Annotated in this window: 11 protein-coding genes and 1 pseudogene; 3 read left to right on the top strand and 9 right to left on the bottom strand. The window is 69.5% G+C overall.

Annotated elements, in window-relative coordinates; genetic code table 11:
* Positions 1-2 precede the first annotated feature (2 nt).
* The 3 genes and pseudogenes from car to ACWEQQ_RS28035 all read right to left on the bottom strand — a co-directional run bounded on the left by car (position 3) and on the right by ACWEQQ_RS28035 (position 5738).
* Positions 3-3533, bottom strand: a complete 3531-nt coding sequence (gene car / locus ACWEQQ_RS28045) for a carboxylic acid reductase (RefSeq protein WP_452350335.1) — start codon at positions 3531-3533, stop codon at positions 3-5.
* Positions 3534-3705: 172 nt separating this feature from the next.
* Positions 3706-4014: pseudogene (locus ACWEQQ_RS28040) on the bottom strand (alpha/beta hydrolase); the annotation flags it as partial.
* A gap of 182 nt (positions 4015-4196) precedes the next feature.
* Entirely contained in the window at positions 4197-5738 is a 1542-nt protein-coding gene (locus tag ACWEQQ_RS28035; RefSeq protein WP_452350334.1) for an MFS transporter, read from the bottom strand.
* A gap of 185 nt (positions 5739-5923) precedes the next feature.
* On the opposite strand from ACWEQQ_RS28035, the gene ACWEQQ_RS28030 reads away from it, so the two are divergent.
* Both ACWEQQ_RS28030 and trpS read left to right on the top strand, forming a co-directional pair.
* Complete coding sequence (locus ACWEQQ_RS28030; protein WP_452342700.1) at positions 5924-7228, top strand: MFS transporter; 1305 nt, start codon at positions 5924-5926, stop codon at positions 7226-7228.
* A gap of 172 nt (positions 7229-7400) precedes the next feature.
* On the top strand, positions 7401-8453 hold the full coding sequence (gene trpS / locus ACWEQQ_RS28025; protein ID WP_452350333.1) for a tryptophan--tRNA ligase: 1053 nt from the start codon (positions 7401-7403) through the stop codon (positions 8451-8453).
* Here trpS and ACWEQQ_RS28020 read toward each other — a convergent pair.
* From ACWEQQ_RS28020 to ACWEQQ_RS28005, 4 genes are all read right to left on the bottom strand, one after another.
* Positions 8450-9661 carry a serine hydrolase domain-containing protein gene (locus ACWEQQ_RS28020; protein ID WP_452350332.1) on the bottom strand — a complete coding sequence of 404 codons (1212 nt, stop codon included), beginning with the start codon at positions 9659-9661 and terminating at the stop codon, positions 8450-8452. The two genes, trpS and ACWEQQ_RS28020, sit on opposite strands and share 4 nt — an antisense overlap.
* An 80-nt stretch (positions 9662-9741) precedes the next feature.
* Positions 9742-12123, bottom strand: a complete 2382-nt coding sequence (locus ACWEQQ_RS28015; protein WP_452350331.1) for an ATP-binding cassette domain-containing protein — start codon at positions 12121-12123, stop codon at positions 9742-9744.
* A 46-nt stretch (positions 12124-12169) separates the two neighbouring features.
* Positions 12170-12583 carry a VOC family protein gene (locus ACWEQQ_RS28010; RefSeq protein ID WP_452342696.1) on the bottom strand — a complete coding sequence of 138 codons (414 nt, stop codon included), beginning with the start codon at positions 12581-12583 and terminating at the stop codon, positions 12170-12172.
* A 5-nt stretch (positions 12584-12588) separates the two neighbouring features.
* A complete protein-coding gene (locus ACWEQQ_RS28005; protein ID WP_354844782.1) occupies positions 12589-13038 on the bottom strand; it encodes a helix-turn-helix transcriptional regulator in 450 nt (149 codons plus the stop codon).
* 199 nt (positions 13039-13237) lie between these two features.
* Between ACWEQQ_RS28005 and ACWEQQ_RS28000 the strand changes: the two genes are divergently transcribed.
* The gene (locus tag ACWEQQ_RS28000; RefSeq protein ID WP_452342695.1) at positions 13238-14257 is read left to right on the top strand and encodes an alpha/beta hydrolase; all 1020 of its coding nucleotides are present in this window, start codon (positions 13238-13240) and stop codon (positions 14255-14257) included.
* A 63-nt stretch (positions 14258-14320) separates the two neighbouring features.
* On the opposite strand, the gene ACWEQQ_RS27995 is transcribed toward ACWEQQ_RS28000, so the two are convergent.
* Positions 14321-15220 carry a GNAT family N-acetyltransferase gene (locus tag ACWEQQ_RS27995; protein WP_452350330.1) on the bottom strand — a complete coding sequence of 300 codons (900 nt, stop codon included), beginning with the start codon at positions 15218-15220 and terminating at the stop codon, positions 14321-14323.
* Between the two features lie 59 nt (positions 15221-15279).
* Entirely contained in the window at positions 15280-16389 is a 1110-nt protein-coding gene (locus tag ACWEQQ_RS27990) for a PrsW family intramembrane metalloprotease (protein ID WP_452350329.1), read from the bottom strand.
* Between the last annotated feature and the right edge of the window lie 63 nt (positions 16390-16452).

Below are 16452 nucleotides of genomic sequence, written 5' to 3'. Positions count from 1 at the left end.
GGCTACAGCAGACCGCGCAGCCTCAGATCCGTGACGTACTTGTCGATGAGTTCCCTTGTCAGGTGCGGGATGTCGCCGTTCGGGCCGAGTTCCGCCTGCTGCACGGCCGTCTGGAAGCGCTTGGCCGGGAGCGCCGCGCCCGCGATGGGCAGGCCGGGGCGGCGGTAGGCGTGCAGGAGCGGCAGCACCGAGTGAGTGCGCTGCTGCTCCGGCAGGGCGCGCAGGGCGGTCTCGAAACGGCCGACCCAGTCCGGGTAGGCGTCGATGCGGTCGATGGGATGGCCGGATTCGATGAGCCAGTCCACGAATTCGTCGAGGGAGATGCCGTCGTCGTGGGGGTTGAGGACGTCGTAGGTCTCGAAACCGGCGGTGACGCGGGCGCCGAGAGCCGTGATGGCGGCGGCGGTGAAGTCCGCGGGCAGCCCGTCGTAGTGGGCCCGTCGCCGCCCGCCGCCGGAATCCAAGGCGTAGAACGACTTCGGGGCCAGACCGGTGGCGAGCACGCTGAGCAGCAGGCGGGTGAACATGTCGGGCAGGTTGAACTGCCCGGCGTACACGCTGTGCGCCAGGATCATGTCGGAGCGGAAGACCGCCACCGGCAGCCCGCACAGGTCGTGCGCCGCGCGCAGCAGCACCTCACCGGCCCACTTGCTGTTGCCGTAGCCGTTGGCGTACCCGTCGCCCACCGTGCGTACGGGGCTGATCTCGCGGATGTCGCCGTCCTCGGTGAACACGGCGGGGTCGATCTGATCGGCGACAGCGACCGTGGACAAGTAGGTGACCGGTTTGCGGGTCGCGGTGAGCGCCAGGCGGATCACCTCGGCGGTGCCGACCGCATTGGGACCGAACAGCTGGTCGTAGGGCAGCACGTGATTGACCAGCGCGGCCGGGTGCACGATGAAGTCGACGGTCTCGGCGAGCTCCTGCCAAACCTCTTGGTCCAGACCGAGATTCGGTGCGCCGATGTCGCCGGCCAGCACGCGCAGGCGACGCCCGGCCAGCTCCCGGTAGAGCCGCAACAGCTCGGGATCGCCGCTGTCGAACACCTCGTCCAGCCGCCGGCGCGCCGATTCGGCGTCGCGGCCGCGAATGATGCAGACGAGGGTGCCGTCGGTGTCGTCCAGGCGCTGCAGCCATTCCAGGCACAGAAACCGGCCGAGGTAACCGTTGGCGCCGGTGAGCAGCACCGTACGCGGCGGCTGCGGCGCGAGCGGCAGACCGGGCGCGGCCGCCAGGGTCGCCGCGTCCACGAACTTGTCGAGGGTGAGGTCGGTGGCGCGAATCTCGCTGCCGCCGTGCACGGTCGACGCGGTGGGACGACCGCCGGCGCCGGACCGTTCGGCCTCGATGCGGGCGGCCAGCCCGGCCAGGTCGCCGGCGGGGCTGACGATCACGCCCACCGGCACCTCGACATCGAAGATCTCGCGCAGCAGCGTCGAGAACGACAGCGCCGACAGCGAATCCCCGCCCAGATCGGTGAAGTGCGCATCCGCCTGTGGCTCGCCGCCGCCGAGGACGGCGCGGGCGGCCCGGCACACCGTCTCGAGCACCGGTCGGTCGGCGGCCTCGCGGCGCAGCGCGAGCAGCTCGTCCTCCTGCTGCCGCACCTGCGCGCGGTACAGCTCCTCGAGCCGCTCGCCGTAGCGCTGCCTGAGCTTGGGCCGCAACAGTTTTCCGATGCCGGACAGCAGGCCGTTGTCCTGGGTGAAGGGCTCGGTCTCGATCAGGAATTCGCGCGGGATCTCGTAGGACTCCAGTTCGGCATCCTTGGCGATCTGCTGCATGGATTCGGTGATGGCCGCGGTCATCTCGGCGGGTTCGAGCGCGACGGCGGCCGCCGAGGGCACGATGACGGCCAGCAGGTGCGAGCGCTCGCTGGACCCGTGCACGAAGATCTGGGCGATCAGCGGGCTGGTGGCGAAGACGGCCTCCAGCTTGGCCACGGCCACGAACTCGCCCTGCGACAGCTTGAGCACATTGTTGCGGCGGTCGACGTACACCAGATGGTCGGGCCGGACCTCGGCGACGATATCGCCGGTGCGGTAGTAGCCGTCCTCGTCGAAGATCTCGGCGGTCACCTCGGGACGTTTGAAATAGCCCGGGATCTGCTGCGTCGACTTCACCAGGAACTCGCCGCGCGGGTACGGCTTGTCGGTGGCGAAGTAGCCGAGCTCGGGTACATCGGCCAGCTTGTAGTCGATGACCGGCGGCCGGCGGATCTCGTTGTCCATGAGCAGGCCGCCGCCGGCCTCGGTGGAGCCGTAGCCGTCGACGAGCGGCTGGCCCAGCACCGAGTTCATGAACTCCTTCATCTCCGCGGAGATGGGCGCGCTGCCGACCATGACCCGGAGCAGGCGACCGCCCAGGAAGTCCTGTCGCAGTGCGGCTTTCGCGGCCTCGTCGGCCTCGAAGGGGGCCGCGCCCGCGGCGATGCGGCGCTGCACGTCGCTCTGATAGCGCTGGAACACCATGTCGCACACGCGCGGGACGAAGAACGCCTCGGTGGGCCGGGCCAGGCCGAAATCCTCGAACAGGGTCGACATGTCGCTGGCCGCCGCGAAATACGCGGTCCCGCCGCGCGCGAAGGTGCCGCTCAGCACCATGCGGCCGGCGACGTGACTCAGGGGCATATAGCAGAAATTGATGACCGGGGCCGGAATGACCGTGGGCCCCAACCACATACCGGTCGCCAGACGCTGCGGGTAGATCGCGCCCTTGGGGGTCCCGGTGCTGCCGGAGGTGTAGATGAGCAGGGCGAGCTCGTCCTCGTCGGCGGGCACGTGCAGCGGCGCCGCGGGCAGGTCCCGGCCCCGGTCCGCCACGGCCGCAAGCGATTCCAGGCTGATCGCGGCTCCCGACTCCGCGATGCGGCGCTGTGCGGCGGCGTAGGTCTCGGCGTGGTGGTCGTCGCCGGGTTCGAAGTCGAAGACCACGATCGATTCCACCGGCGTGCCGCCGAGCACGCAGTCGAGCGCGGGCGGGAGCAGTTCCAGGCTCACCGCCAGCGTCCGGGCGCCGGTCTCGGTGATGATCGAATGCCATTGTGCGGCAGGTGAACCCGATTGCAGTGGCACGCTCACCAGGCCCAGCCGGATGCCGGCCAGCTCGACGGCGGTGAAGTCGCCGCTGGCGAAGCCCAGGATGCACAGGAAGTCCCCCGCGCGCAGGGGATGTCGCGGGTCCGCGTGCCAGGCGGCCGCGATATCCCCGGAACGCACCCACAGCTCGCCATAGCTCGTGGTGCGATACGCGGGCAGCAGCCGCCGGGTGCGCCGCCCGTCGGCGCCGACCACGATCTCGGTGGCCCGCTCGGCGATGGCGGGCCGGTCGGCGTATCCGCCGAAGAGCACCGCCGCCACACCGGCCAGCCCCTGCCCGGACTGCTGGGCCGCGGCCGCGACCTCGGGTAGCGGGACCAGCGCCCGCACCTGATCGTCGGCCATCAGTTCCTCGAACCGCTTCGCGATCTCGGCATGCGCGAGCCGATCCGCGAATCGCTGGGTAAGCTCCGCCCGAACGGCGTCCTCGACCATCAATGTCCTCCCTGGTCTCCGGCGATCACGACGCCACGAATTCGTTCGGACGTCGGGTTTTCTCCCCATCAATTAGCTTTGCTAACGTTTCAACCATGGGCGGCCGGGAGGGGAAAGTCAAGCACTCCGCGGCGCACCCCCAATCCAGGATGCGCCGCGAATCCGCAGCGTGCTACCGGTAGCCCGGATCGGTCACCACGGCATCGATCGGGTCGGCGATGGTGACCTGGCTGCGAGGCCAGCGAGGCGTGGCTGGAGGTCAGCTCGACGGTCCGGCGGGGCCCGTCCGCTCGGCCATGCGCCGCTCGTTGTCCGGGTTGATCATGCGGTCCCCGGTGGAGACCTGATACCAGGTCGGCTTGGCCTTCCAGGCCGGGGCGGTGACGGCGTCACCGAAGGTGGAGCCCAGTGGGGCCTTCTGGGTGACCCCCATGACCGGACCCTCGTCCTCAGTGTGGTCCTGGCAGAAGCTGTCGTGGAACTCGCGCGCGGCGACGCCACCTCCTGGAGGCCGTCGCCGGCCCGGCGCGCTGGGTCACCGGGTCGTTCCTGGTCGACGAACCGCAGGCCGCCCCGCTGCTGTCCGTGCTCGCAACCGCGATCATCCGGATCGCCGGCGCCGGTCCCGGCCGGGAAGTGGCATCCACCCGAATTGAGGGCCGATCAGACCAGGGCGTCGTCGGCGGGGCTGGGCTCGGCGGCGGGCCGGTCGGTGCGGAGCAACAGGCCGCAGCCGAGAGCGGCCACCGCCATGACGATCGCGCCCAGGATCGCCATGGTGTTCATACCCGAGGTGAAGGCGGCGCGGGCCGCCGAGAGGATGGCGTCCCCGCCGGGCAGGCCGACACTGACACCGACAGCGCCGCCGACGGTTTCGTGAATGGTGTGCGCGGCGGCCGGGGGCAGATCCGCGGGCAGGGCGCGATCGACCTTGCTTCCGTACACCGCCGCGCCGATGCTGCCGAGCACGGCGATGCCGAGCGCACCGCCGAATTCGCCGCCGGTCTCGAGCACCGCGGAGGCCGCGCCCGCCCGCTCCGGCGCGACCGCGCCGATGGCCAGATCGGTGACCAGGGTCATCACCACCACCAGTCCCGCGCCCAGCAGGGCGGCCGCCAGCAGCACCAGCGCCAGCGAGTGCACCCCGACCAGCGCCATCACCACGAAACCCGAAGCGGCGATGAGGAATCCGGCCGCCACCACCGGGCCCGGCCCCAGCTTGGGGGCCAGCGCCGCCGCCAGCGGGGCCGCGCCGCCCACCACCACGGCGGGGGCCAGGCTCCACAGCGCCGACACGAACGGGCTCATGCCGAGCACCGACTGCAGGTACTGGGTCACGAACACCGCATTGCCGACCAGGGCGAACATGCCCAGCAGCTGCGCCGACACCGACACCGTGTAGGTGCGCCGGGTGAACAGCGCCGCGTCGAGCACCGAGTCCGGCACCCGCCGCTGCCGGATCACGAACACCGCGCCCACTGCCAGCCCGGCCAGCAGGATCACCAACCGCCACACCGTGAATCCATTGGCGGCCCATTCCTTGAGCCCGAAGATGATCGGCATGACCGCCGCCAGCGACAGCACCGCGCTGATCCAGTCGAACCGTTCCGCCCGCGCCCCACGGAATTCCGGCAGCATCGCCGGGGCCAGCACCAGCAGCAGCGCCATGGCGGGGATATTGATCAGGAACACCGAGCCCCACCAGAAGTACTGCAGCAGTGCGCCACTGAGCACCGGACCGATGGCCACGCCGCTGCTCATCACGCCCGCCCACACCGCCATCGCCTTGGTGCGGTCGGCATCGTGGACGAAGATGTTGCGGATCAGCGCCAGCGTGGACGGCATGAGGGTGGCGCCCGCGATGCCGAGCACGGCACGGGCGGCAATGAGCGCCTCGGCATTCGGCGCGTAGGCCGCCGCGAAGGAGGCCACACTGAAGCCGGCCGCGCCGATCAGCAGCAGCCGCCGCCGGCCGATGCGGTCACCGAGCGCGCCCATGGTGAGCAGGAGCCCGGCCAACACGAAGCCGTAGATGTCGAAGATCCACAGCTGCTGGGTGGCACTGGGATCCAGGTCGCGCACGATGAAGGGCACCGCGAAATACAGCACCGAGACATCCATGGAGACCAGCAGCAGCGGCAGGACGAGCACGGCGAGCGCGCTCCATTCCCGCCGGCCCGCGCGCCGGTGTTCTTCGTTGTTCATTGACTCGACGACTTTCGTTCCGGGAGAGGCGAACACCGCCAGCATCGCCGAATCCGCTGGCAGGGCCCTGGTATCGGATTGCCAGCGGACTGACAGCGCGCCCGGTCAGCATGACGGGTCGAACTCCCGTCCCCCGATGGGTCACACTCGATCGGCACGTACACGACGATCCGCCCCGAGGAACCATGCACAACCTTCCCGACGACGCCGTGCGCGTCGAAACCCCCGCGCGCTACCGGATCTCGAACTCAGCGGCGTTCTGGCTGCTGTCGATCGCGCTGGGGCTGCTGCTGTTCGCGTCGGCGGCCCCGTCGCCGATGTATCCGGTGTATCAGCAGATGTGGCACTACTCGTCGCTGGTTTCGACGGGTGTCTATGCCGCGAATGCCATTGCGCTGCTGGTGACTCTGCTGTTCGCGGGCTCGCTGTCCGACCACATCGGGCGGCGGCCGGTGCTCATCGCGGCGGTGCTGGTGGAGCTGGCCGGGACGCTGGCCTTCGCCGAAGCGCAGTCCGTGACTTGGCTTTTCACCGCCCGCATCGTGCAGGGCATCGCGACCGGACTGGCCACGGGTGCGATCACCGCGACGCTCATCGATCTGCAGCCCGCGGAATCGCGGCTGGGCGCGCTCATGACGAATGTGGCGGCCGGCGGCGGGCTCGCGGTGGGCGCGATCAGTTCCGGGCTGCTGGTGGCCTACGCGCCCGCGCCGACCCGGCTGGTGTACTGGCTGCTGGCGGTGGCGTTCACCGTCATCGTGATCGGCGTGCTGCTGATTCCGGAGACGGTCGCGCCCGACGGGCGGGGCCTGGCCTCACTCAAGCCCAAAGTGTCGGTGCCGCAAGAGGTCCGGGTGGCCTTCCTCACCCTGGTGCCATCGATCGCGGCCACGTGGGCGCTGGGCGGGCTCTATCTGGCGCTGGGCGGCGCGCTCATGAAGGTGCACTTCCACGTCGGCACACCGCTGGCCGGTGGCCTGGTGGTGGTCGCGTTGCAGGGCACCTCGGCGGTGACCGCACTGCTGGCACGCGACTGGACCATCGATCAGGCGCTGCTGCGCGGGCCGATCCTGCTCATGTCCGGGGTCTCGCTGGCGCTGCTGGGCGCGGCGACCGAGTCGGTGTGGCTGTTCTTCGCGGCCAGTGTGGTGGCCGGGGTCGGCTTCGGGCCGTCGTTCTCGGGTGCGCTGCGCCTGCTGACCGGTCTGTCACCGGCCGAGACCCGGGCGGAGGTGGTGACCGCGATCTATGTGGTCTCCTACCTGTCGCTCAGTGTGCCCGCGGTCATCGCGGGACTGTGCGTGCAGCGGTTCGGCCTGGCCGCCACGACCTACGGCTACGGCCTGATCGTGATCGCGATGGAGGCGGTCGCCCTGGCCGGGTCGCTGCGCCACCGCAGTCCGCACACCGCGCTGGCCGGACATCTGTGCCCGGCGCCGTGCCCGGGCTCGGTCGCGCCGATGCCGCGGGTGGTTTCGGCGCACCCCTGACCGGCGATCGCGGCCGCGGCTTGTTAAGGTGGACAGGTGATTTCCACCCGGCAGGCATGGCGCTGGCTGCACTAGCAGCCCGATGAACCATGACCACGGGCTGTACGCGGCCCGTGATTCCCGACCGGAACACCCAGCTCGTGCAGCCCCCATGAACTTTCAGGAGTTGTACGTGACCACCCCTTCGGATTCCTTCGCCGCGTCCCGCGAGCGCAGCGACGAGCTGGCCGCCGAGGTGGCCGCGCATCCCGGCCGCTTCCGCGTCCTCACCGGTGAACGGCCCACGGGCAGACTGCATCTGGGCCACTACTTCGGCACCGTCCGGGAACGGGTGCGGTTGCAGGAACTGGGCGTGGACCTGTGGGTGATCCTCGCCGACTATCAGGTCATCACCGACCGCGACAGCCTCGGCCAGGTCCGCGAGAACGTCTACAGCGCGGTGCTGGACTACGCCGCCGCCGGGATCGACATGAGCCGGGCGACCGTGTTCACCCATTCCTCGGTGCCGGCCCTCAATCAGCTCATGCTGCCGTTCCTGAGTCTGGTCACCGAGTCGGAGCTGCACCGCAATCCGACGGTGAAGGCGGAACTGGCCGCCTCGGAGCGGGCGCTGAGCGGGCTGCTGCTCACCTACCCGGTGCATCAGGCCGCCGACATCCTGTTCTGCAAGGGCAATCTGGTGCCGGTGGGCAAGGACCAGCTGCCGCACCTGGAGGTCACCCGGGTCATCGCGCGGCGCTTCAACGAGCGCTACGGCCGGGTGTTCCCGGAACCGCAGGCGCTGCTCACCTCGACCCCGGAGATTCCGGGCCTGGACGGCCGCAAGATGTCCAAGAGCTACGGCAATGCGATCTCGCTGTCCATGACCGCGGATGAGACCGCGGCGCTCATCCGCCGCACCGCAACCGATTCCGACCGGCGCATCACCTTCGATCCCGATGCCCGGCCCGGCGTCTCGGCGCTGCTCACCACGGCCGCACTGTGCCTGGGCACCGATGAGCAGCCGCTGGCGGACAAGCTCGGCGACGGCGGCGGCGCGGCGCTGAAGAAGCTGGCCACCGACGCGGTGAACGACTTCTTCGCGGGTCATCGGGCCCGGCGCGCGGAGCTGGCCGCGGACCCGGATTTCGCGAGCAGCATTGTGCGCGAGGGCAATCGGCGCGCCGACGAGATCGCCGAACGTACCCTCGACGAGGTGCGCTCGGCGATGGGGACGGTGTACTAGTCCGCCAGGGCTCCGTAGACCGCGGTCAGGAAGTCGTCGCCGAGCGGGCTGCGCCACTCGGCGGCGATGATGATGTTGGCGGACTGCACGAAAAGCAGTGTCACCAGATCCTTTTCGGGGTCCGCGTACCAGGCGGTGCCCAGACCGCCCGGCCAGGACAGGGTGCCGACGCTCGGGATGCCGCTGCCGGGTTCGGTCTGCATCTTCACGCCGTAGCCGAACCCCTGGTCGGCCCAGATGGCCTGGCCCAGCGGCGGATTGAAGGGAGCTGCCGCGTGCTGCTCGGGGGTGAGGTGGTCCCGGCTCAGCGCGGCAACCGTTTCGGCCGACAGGATCCGGACCCCGTCCAGCTCACCGCCATTGAGCAGCATGCGGGCGAAGCGCGCGTAATCGTCCACCGTGGATACCAGGCCCGCGCCGCCGGAGGGGAACAGCGGCTCTTCGCCCCACGCGGTGGTGGCCGGCCGGTCGAGTTCGGTGCGATCGGGGCCGTACAGCACGCTCAGGCGGTCGCGCTCCGATTCTTGCACCGTGAATCCGGTGTCCATCATGCCCAGCGGCGTCAGCACTCGTTCGCGCAGCACGGTTTCCAGCGGCTGCCCGGTCACCCGGCTGATCAGGATGCCGAGGATGTCGGAGGCGGTGTGATAGCGCCACACCGTGCCGGGCTGCGCGATGAGCGGCAGCTCGCCGACCCGGCGCAGCCACTCGTCCGGTGCCAGCCGTTCGGCGTTCGCGACGCCGATGGCGCTCGCGATGGGATCGGCGGTGAGGGCGAACAATTGCGGTGCGAGGCTGGAGCGGCCCCAGCCCAGGCCCAGCCGGTAGGTGAGCAGATCCTCCACGGTGATCGGGCGCTCGGCGGGCACCACGTCCGCGGGCGAGCCGTCCGGGTCGCGCATGACGGTGCGGCCGGCCAGTTCCGGCAGCCAGGCGTCCACCGGATCCGACAGCGCGATGCGGCCCTCGTCCACCAGGGTCAGCGCCGCCACCGCGGTGATCGGCTTGGTCATCGAGGCGATGCGGAAGAGGGTGTCGCGCCGCATCGGCTGCTCGGCCCCCCGATCCCGCCAGCCCACCGTGTCCACCTGCACCAGTTCGCCGTGCCGGTAGATCGCGGCCACCGCGCCGGCCACCTCGTCCCGCTCGACGTACCCGTCGAGTACCTCGCTCACCTTCTTCAGCCCCTCGGCCGAAAACCCGTTCACCGCAATCGCTCCCTTCCGTCGGCAGCCGGAATCAACCGCCGACGGCCGCCGATATTCCCGACGGGGTTCGGGTGGTTCTCTCAGGCACCCACGTATGCGGCGAGGTGCTGACCGGTCAGCGTCGAGCGGGCGGCCACCAGATCGGCGGGGGTGCCCTCGAAGACGATCCGGCCGCCGTCGTGACCAGCACCCGGTCCCAGATCGACGATCCAGTCGGCGTGCGCCATGACGGCCTGGTGATGCTCGATGACGATGACCGATTTGCCGGAATCCACCAGGCGGTCCAGCAATCCGAGCAGATGCTCCACATCGGCCAGGTGCAGACCGGTGGTGGGCTCGTCCAGCATGTACACGCCGCCCTTGTCCCCCATGTGGGTGGCCAGCTTCAGCCGCTGCCGCTCACCGCCGGACAGCGTGGTCAGCGGCTGCCCCAGGCTCAGGTAACCGAGGCCGACATCGTCGAGATGCTGCAGGATCTTGTGCGCGGCAGGGATTTTCGCCTCGCCGTCCGCGAAGAACTCGAGCGCCGCGCTGATCGGCATGGCCAGCACCTCGCTGATATCGCGCCCGCCGAGCTGGTATTCGAGCACCGCCGCCTGGAAACGCTTGCCCTCGCACTCCTCACACACGGTGGCCACGCCGGCCATCATGGCCAGGTCGGTGTAGATCACGCCCGCGCCGTTGCAGGTCGGGCACGCACCCTCCGAATTCGCGCTGAACAGTGCGGGTTTCACGCCATTGGCCTTGGCGAACGCCTTGCGGATCGGCTCGAGCAGGCCGGTGTAGGTGGCCGGATTGCTGCGCCGCGAACCCTTGATCGCGCCCTGGTCGATGGACACCACGCCCTCACCGGCGGGAATCGACCCGTGCACCAGCGAGCTCTTGCCCGAGCCCGCGACACCGGTGATGACCACCAGCACGCCCAGCGGGATGTCGACATCCACCTTCTGCAGGTTGTTGGCCGTGGCGCCGCGGATCTCCAACGCCGCCTCGGACTTCCGGACCACATCCTTGAGCGCGGCCCGGTCGTCGAAGTGGCGTCCGGTGATGGTGCCACTGCTGCGCAGCCCGTCGACGGTGCCCTCGAAGCAGATCTCGCCGCCGCCGGAACCCGCACCGGGGCCGATGTCCACGATGTGGTCGGCGATGGTGATGGTCTCGGGCTTGTGCTCGACCACCAGCACGGTATTGCCCTTGTCCCGCAACCGCAGCAGCAGATCGTTCATGCGCTGGATGTCGTGCGGGTGCAGGCCGACGGTCGGCTCGTCGAAGACGTAGGTGACATCGGTGAGCGCCGAACCCAGATGCCGAATCATCTTGACGCGCTGCGCCTCACCGCCGGACAGCGTGCCCGATGCGCGGTTCAGGCTCAGATAGCCCAGCCCGATCTCGACGAACGAGTCCAGCACCTGCTGCAGCGATTCCAGCAGCGGCGCGACCGACGGCTCGTTCAGCTCGCGCACCCAGTCGGCCAGATCGCTGATCTGCATGGCGCAGGCGTCGGCGATGCTGATCTCGCGGATCTTCGAGGACCGGGCCAGCTCGCTGAGCCGGGTGCCGTCGCAGTCGGGGCAGATCTGGAAGGTGACCGCGCGCTCGACGAACGCGCGCACGTGCGGCTGCAGCGAGTCGATGTCCTTGGACAGCATGGACTTTCGGATCTTGGGAATCAGGCCCTCGTAGGTCAGGTTGATGCCCTCGACCTTGATCTTGGTCGGTTCCCGGTAGAGCAGGTCGGCGAGCTCGCGCTTGTTGTACTTCTTGATCGGCTTGTCCGGGTCGAAGTAGCCGCTGCCGATGAAGATCCGTCCATACCAGCCGTCCATGCTGTAGCCGGGAATGGTGAACGGGCCCTCGTTGAGCGACTTGCTGTCGTCGTAGAGCTGGGTCAGATCGATGTCGTTGACCGCGCCGCGCCCCTCACAGCGCGGGCACATGCCGCCGGTCACCGAGAAGCTGCGCCGCTCCTTGACCTGCTTGCCGCCCTTCTCCACGGTCACCGCGCCCGCGCCGCTGATGGAGGCGACATTGAACGAGAACGCCTGCGGCGAGCCGATATGCGGCTGCCCGAGGCGGCTGAACAGGATGCGCAGCATGGCACTGGCGTCGGTGGCGGTGCCGACGGTGGAGCGCGGATCCCCGCCCATGCGTTGCTGATCCACGCTGATGGCGGTGGTCAGGCCCTCGAGCACGTCCACCTCGGGACGGGCCAGCGTCGGCATGAACCCCTGCACGAAGGCGCTGTAGGTCTCGTTGATCAGCCGCTGGGATTCGGCGGCGATGGTGTCGAAGACCAGCGAGCTCTTGCCCGAACCGGATACGCCCGTGAACACCGTGAGCCGGCGCTTGGGCAGATCGACGGAGACGTCCTTGAGGTTGTTCACCCGCGCGCCGACCACCCGGATCAGGTCGTGGGCGTCGGCGGCGGGCAGGGCGGGCTGCGGGGACTTGCTCGGGGCCATGCGTGTCTCCATCTGTGCGGGCGTACCGGTGGGGCGGAAGAGCGGGTCAGGAAGCCTGCTGGATACGAACCAGATTGCCCGCGGGGTCGCGCACGGCGAAGTCACGCACGCCGTAGGGCTGATCGGTCGGCTCCTGGACGATCTCGACCGCGTCGCCGGCCTGCAGCTTCTCGAAGGCGGCATCGACGTCCGCGGAGGCCAGCAGGATGGCGCCGTAGGTGCCCTTGGCCATCATCTCCACGATGAGCTTGCGCTCGTCCTCGGTGATGCCCGGATCCACGGCCGGCGGGTGCAGCACGATGGAGGTTCCGGGCTGATCGGCCGGGCCGACCGTGAGCCAGCGCAGCCCGTTGTAGCCGACGTCCTTGCGGAGTTCGAAGCCGAGCGCGTCGCGGTAGAAGGCCAGCGCGGCCTCGGCGTCATTGTGCGGGAGGAAGCTCGCTGCAATGGTGATATCCATGGCGATCAGGCTAGTTGCGGGGCGCTTGCCTGGGCTTCTCGATTCCTGATCGGTCGGGTCACCTGCTTCTCGACGCAGGAGGGCATGCCCTCGGGGGCATCGGCCATCTGCTGTTTGTACACGCTGGGCGGCACCCCGACCAGCTCGGTGAAGCGGGTGCTGAAGGTGCCCAGCGAGGAGCAGCCGACCGCGAAGCAGACCTCGGTGACACTCAGGTCCCCGCGTCGCAGCAACGCCATGGCCCGTTCGATGCGCCGCGTCATCAGGTAGGCGTACACCGATTCGCCGTAGGCGGCCCGGAACTGCCGGCTCAGATGCCCGGCGGAGATGTGCGCGTCGCGGGCGAGGGCCTCGACATCCAGCGGCTGCGCGTACTCGCGGTCGATGCGGTCCCGCACGCGGCGCAGCCGCGCCAGATCGCGCAGCCGCTGTTCCTCGTCGGGTTTGCCGGTCACCTGTCGATGGTCGCACGCTGGGCGAATACTGTCGCGACGGCGTACCCGGTGATTTGGGGCTACCCTGCAAACGTTTTGTCAGGTAACAGTTTTGCCTTGACACAAGACATAGCGTGTCGGGGGAACCGGATCGGCCGGGGCCCCGGCACGAATCGACGATGAGGCCGAGCGTGGCCCGAGGACTGGAATCAGCTGTTCGATGAAGCTCTCTGCACTACGTAATAGGACCGCCCTGCGGACCGCCGCCGTCGCGCTCACCGCCGCGTTGTCCGTGGCCCTGGCCACCGGCACCGGCTCGGCCGACCCGGACAAGCCTTCGGCCATCAGTTCCATCCAGAAGGATGGACGGACCTGGCATCTGAAGGTCTACTCCGCGGCCATGGGCCAGGACATCCCCGTGGACGTGCAGCGTCCGGCCGACGAGTCGCAGGCCGCGCCGAACCTGTACATGCTCAACGGCCTCGACGGCGGCCTGGGCACCGCCAGCTGGAACGCCCAGACCAATGCCCTCGGCTTCCTGGCCGACAAGCAGGTCAATGTGATCCAGCCGATCGGTGGCCGCGGCAGCTACTACACCGACTGGATCAAGGACGACCCGCAGCTCGGGCGCAACAAGTGGACGACGTTCTTCACCCAGGAACTGCCGCCGCTGCTCGATGCCGCGCTCGGCTCCACCGGCCTCAATGCCCTGGCCGGCCTGTCCACCTCCGGCACCTCGGTGCTGCAGCTGGCCGAGGCCCAGCCCGGTCTGTGGAAGTCGGTGGCCGCCTACAGCGGGTGCGCGCAGATCGCCGACCCGATGGGCAAGCAGTTCCTCAAGTTCGCCGTGGAGACCTGGGCGGGCGGCAAGACCGAGAACATGTACGGTCCCGACGACAGCCCGCTGTGGACCGCCAACGACCCGGTCATCAATGCCGAGAAGCTGCGCGGCACCCAGCTCTACATCTCCAGCGGCAGCGGCATTCCGCTGATGAAGGACGTCGAGTACTACACCAAGTCCGCTCCCGGCCCGCAGGGTGACATCAACCTGGCGCTGGGCATGATCATCGAGGGCGGCGTCAACGCCTGCACCCACAACCTCAAGGACAAGCTGGACTCGATCAACATCCCGGCGACCTACCAGTTCGACCCGGTGGGCACCCACTACTGGCCGTACTGGGAGACCGCCCTGCACGACTCGTGGCCGCTGCTGGCCTCGGGTATGGGCATTCCCGCCTGAGTCACAGTTCGCGAGCGCCGCATGCCGTCGATCGGCATGCGGCGCTGCTGTTCTCCGGGGTTGCTACCGCCTGTCCGGGTTCGCCATCGGGGTCGCGGGGTCGGGGACGCTCATCGGTGAGCGCGCGATGCGGCCGCCCAGCCGTTCGTTGACCGTGAAGCCGTGGTGGCGGCACCAGGCGGCGAGGATGGGGACCGCGGAATCGTCGTCGCGGAAGGTCGGCACCAGCTGGCCGACGATGTAGAGGTGATGGGCGTCGGCGGCGCGGCACAGGTGCTGCAGGACCGCGGTGCCCAGGCCGGTGCCGCGCAGTTCGGGATTCACGGTGATGTTGTCCAGCTTGATGGTGTCGGCGTAGATGTCGAACACCACCTCGACCAGCGGGTCGGCGCGGCGCAGGGATCCGATGTCGAAGGGCACCGGTCTCAGCACGCCGGGCAGGTGGTCGGACAGCCGTTGCCGCGCGGCCTCGTCGGGAGCGGTGCGCGCCACGGCCAGCACCTCCTCGGTGAGGTCGGCGACCACCGCGCGGTCCCCGACCGCGGCCATGGGCCGGGCCTCCTCGGTGGCGTGGGCCAGGGCGGGCAGGCGGCGGGCCCAGTGTGGGGCGTCGTCGCCGTAGCGCAGGGCCAGGTCGGCGAGGGTGTCCTCGAGGCAGAAGGGCGCGCCGAGGCTGCGCACGAAGGCGCCCGACAGCACGCCCCAGCGGTGGTCGTCGGCGCCGACGCCGTGCACGGCGAGCTCGCGGACCAGGGCGTCGCGGCGGGCGGTGGCACGGGCGACCGGCGAGCCCGGCAGCTGCTGCAGCCAGCGTTGCCAGCCGGTCAGATTGGCGCGAATGCGGGTGGTGGCGATATCAGCGCTCGCGTCGAGATAGTTGCACAGCGCTTGCTGTCTGCGCTCCAACAGCTCCCTCGCCCGCTCTCGCCCGGGCTCGATGGGCGGCGTCCGACCCTCACTCATACTGACTCACGCTAGCGTCCAGTTGACTATGCACTGGTCACCGGCACGCAGAAACTGCGCTACCAGCCGGAACGCGCACCCGCGCCACCGGGGATGCCGCCCGGCCCGGGCCCGTACCACTGGGGCAGTGAAGTTTGCTGGGGTGCAACCGAATCCAGGTCCGTGACCCGGTCCAGCAGCCCGCGCTCGTAGACCAGGGCCTGCTTGCGCGACCATCCGGTCGAATGACGCAGCGCGGCACGGGCTTTGCGGCGGCGGTGATAGGTGAGCAGGGGCGCCAGCCCGGCCTCGGTGCCGACGGTGCGGGCGGCCGGACCGGCGATGAGCGCCCGGAACCAGCGCCGCTCGGTGGTCAGCACCCAGGCGTAGGCGATGGCGAAGATGACCAGGTCGATGAGGATGGGCAGGTAGGTCGACAACAACGCCGGACCGGGCGGGCGCGGGGCGTCGAAGAGGACGTGCATGGTGACGGCCAGCCCGTAGAACAGCGCGAGAACGCCGAGCCGCCAGAACCACGACCGGTCGGTGCGGCTGATCAGCAGCACGATGCCGACACCGGCCAGCGCCGACATGGCCCAGTGCGAGGTGAGTGCGGTGAAAAGTCGCAGCACCGCCACCAGGATCACGTCCACCACCGGATCCTGCGGGGAGGACAGTGCGGTCTGGGTGCTGTAGAGGCAGTCCTCGGCGATCTGCGCGCCCAGCCCGACCGCCGCGCCGAGCAGCAGGCCGTGCATGGGCCGGGTCATCCGGCCCCGGAACAGCAGCGCGACCACGGCGATGCCGATGGCCTTGATGTACTCCTCGTCGATGGGCGCGGTGATGGCGGCGCTCCAATTGACGGCGAAGCGGTCGCCGAACAGGTTGGTGATGGCGCGACTCACGTGATCGTTGGCCCACATGGCCAGGCCGGTCCACACCGTGGCGCCCCAGATCGCGCCCATCACCATGGGGGCGACCAGGTGGCGGCGGGCCCGGAAGGGGTCCAGCGCGAACAGGATTCGCCCGATGAACAGCAGGGTGAGGGCGGTGATCGGCAGGGCAGCGAGGGCGGCCGCGCCCGCGAACCACACCTGCCCGGCGGCCTGCAGCACGAACAACAGCGGCCCGGCCATCACGGCCAGGCAGTACACCCAGAACAGCAACGAGCGCGGCTGGAACCAGCTCATGCCGCATCCTTTCGGGCCTGAGGGGAGCCCTCCACGGTTACGCTGCGCGAGCGCAGGGAGGTG

The sequence above is a fragment of the Nocardia sp. NPDC004123 genome, assembly GCF_053603795.1.
This window is presented reverse-complemented; position numbering and strand designations above follow the sequence as displayed.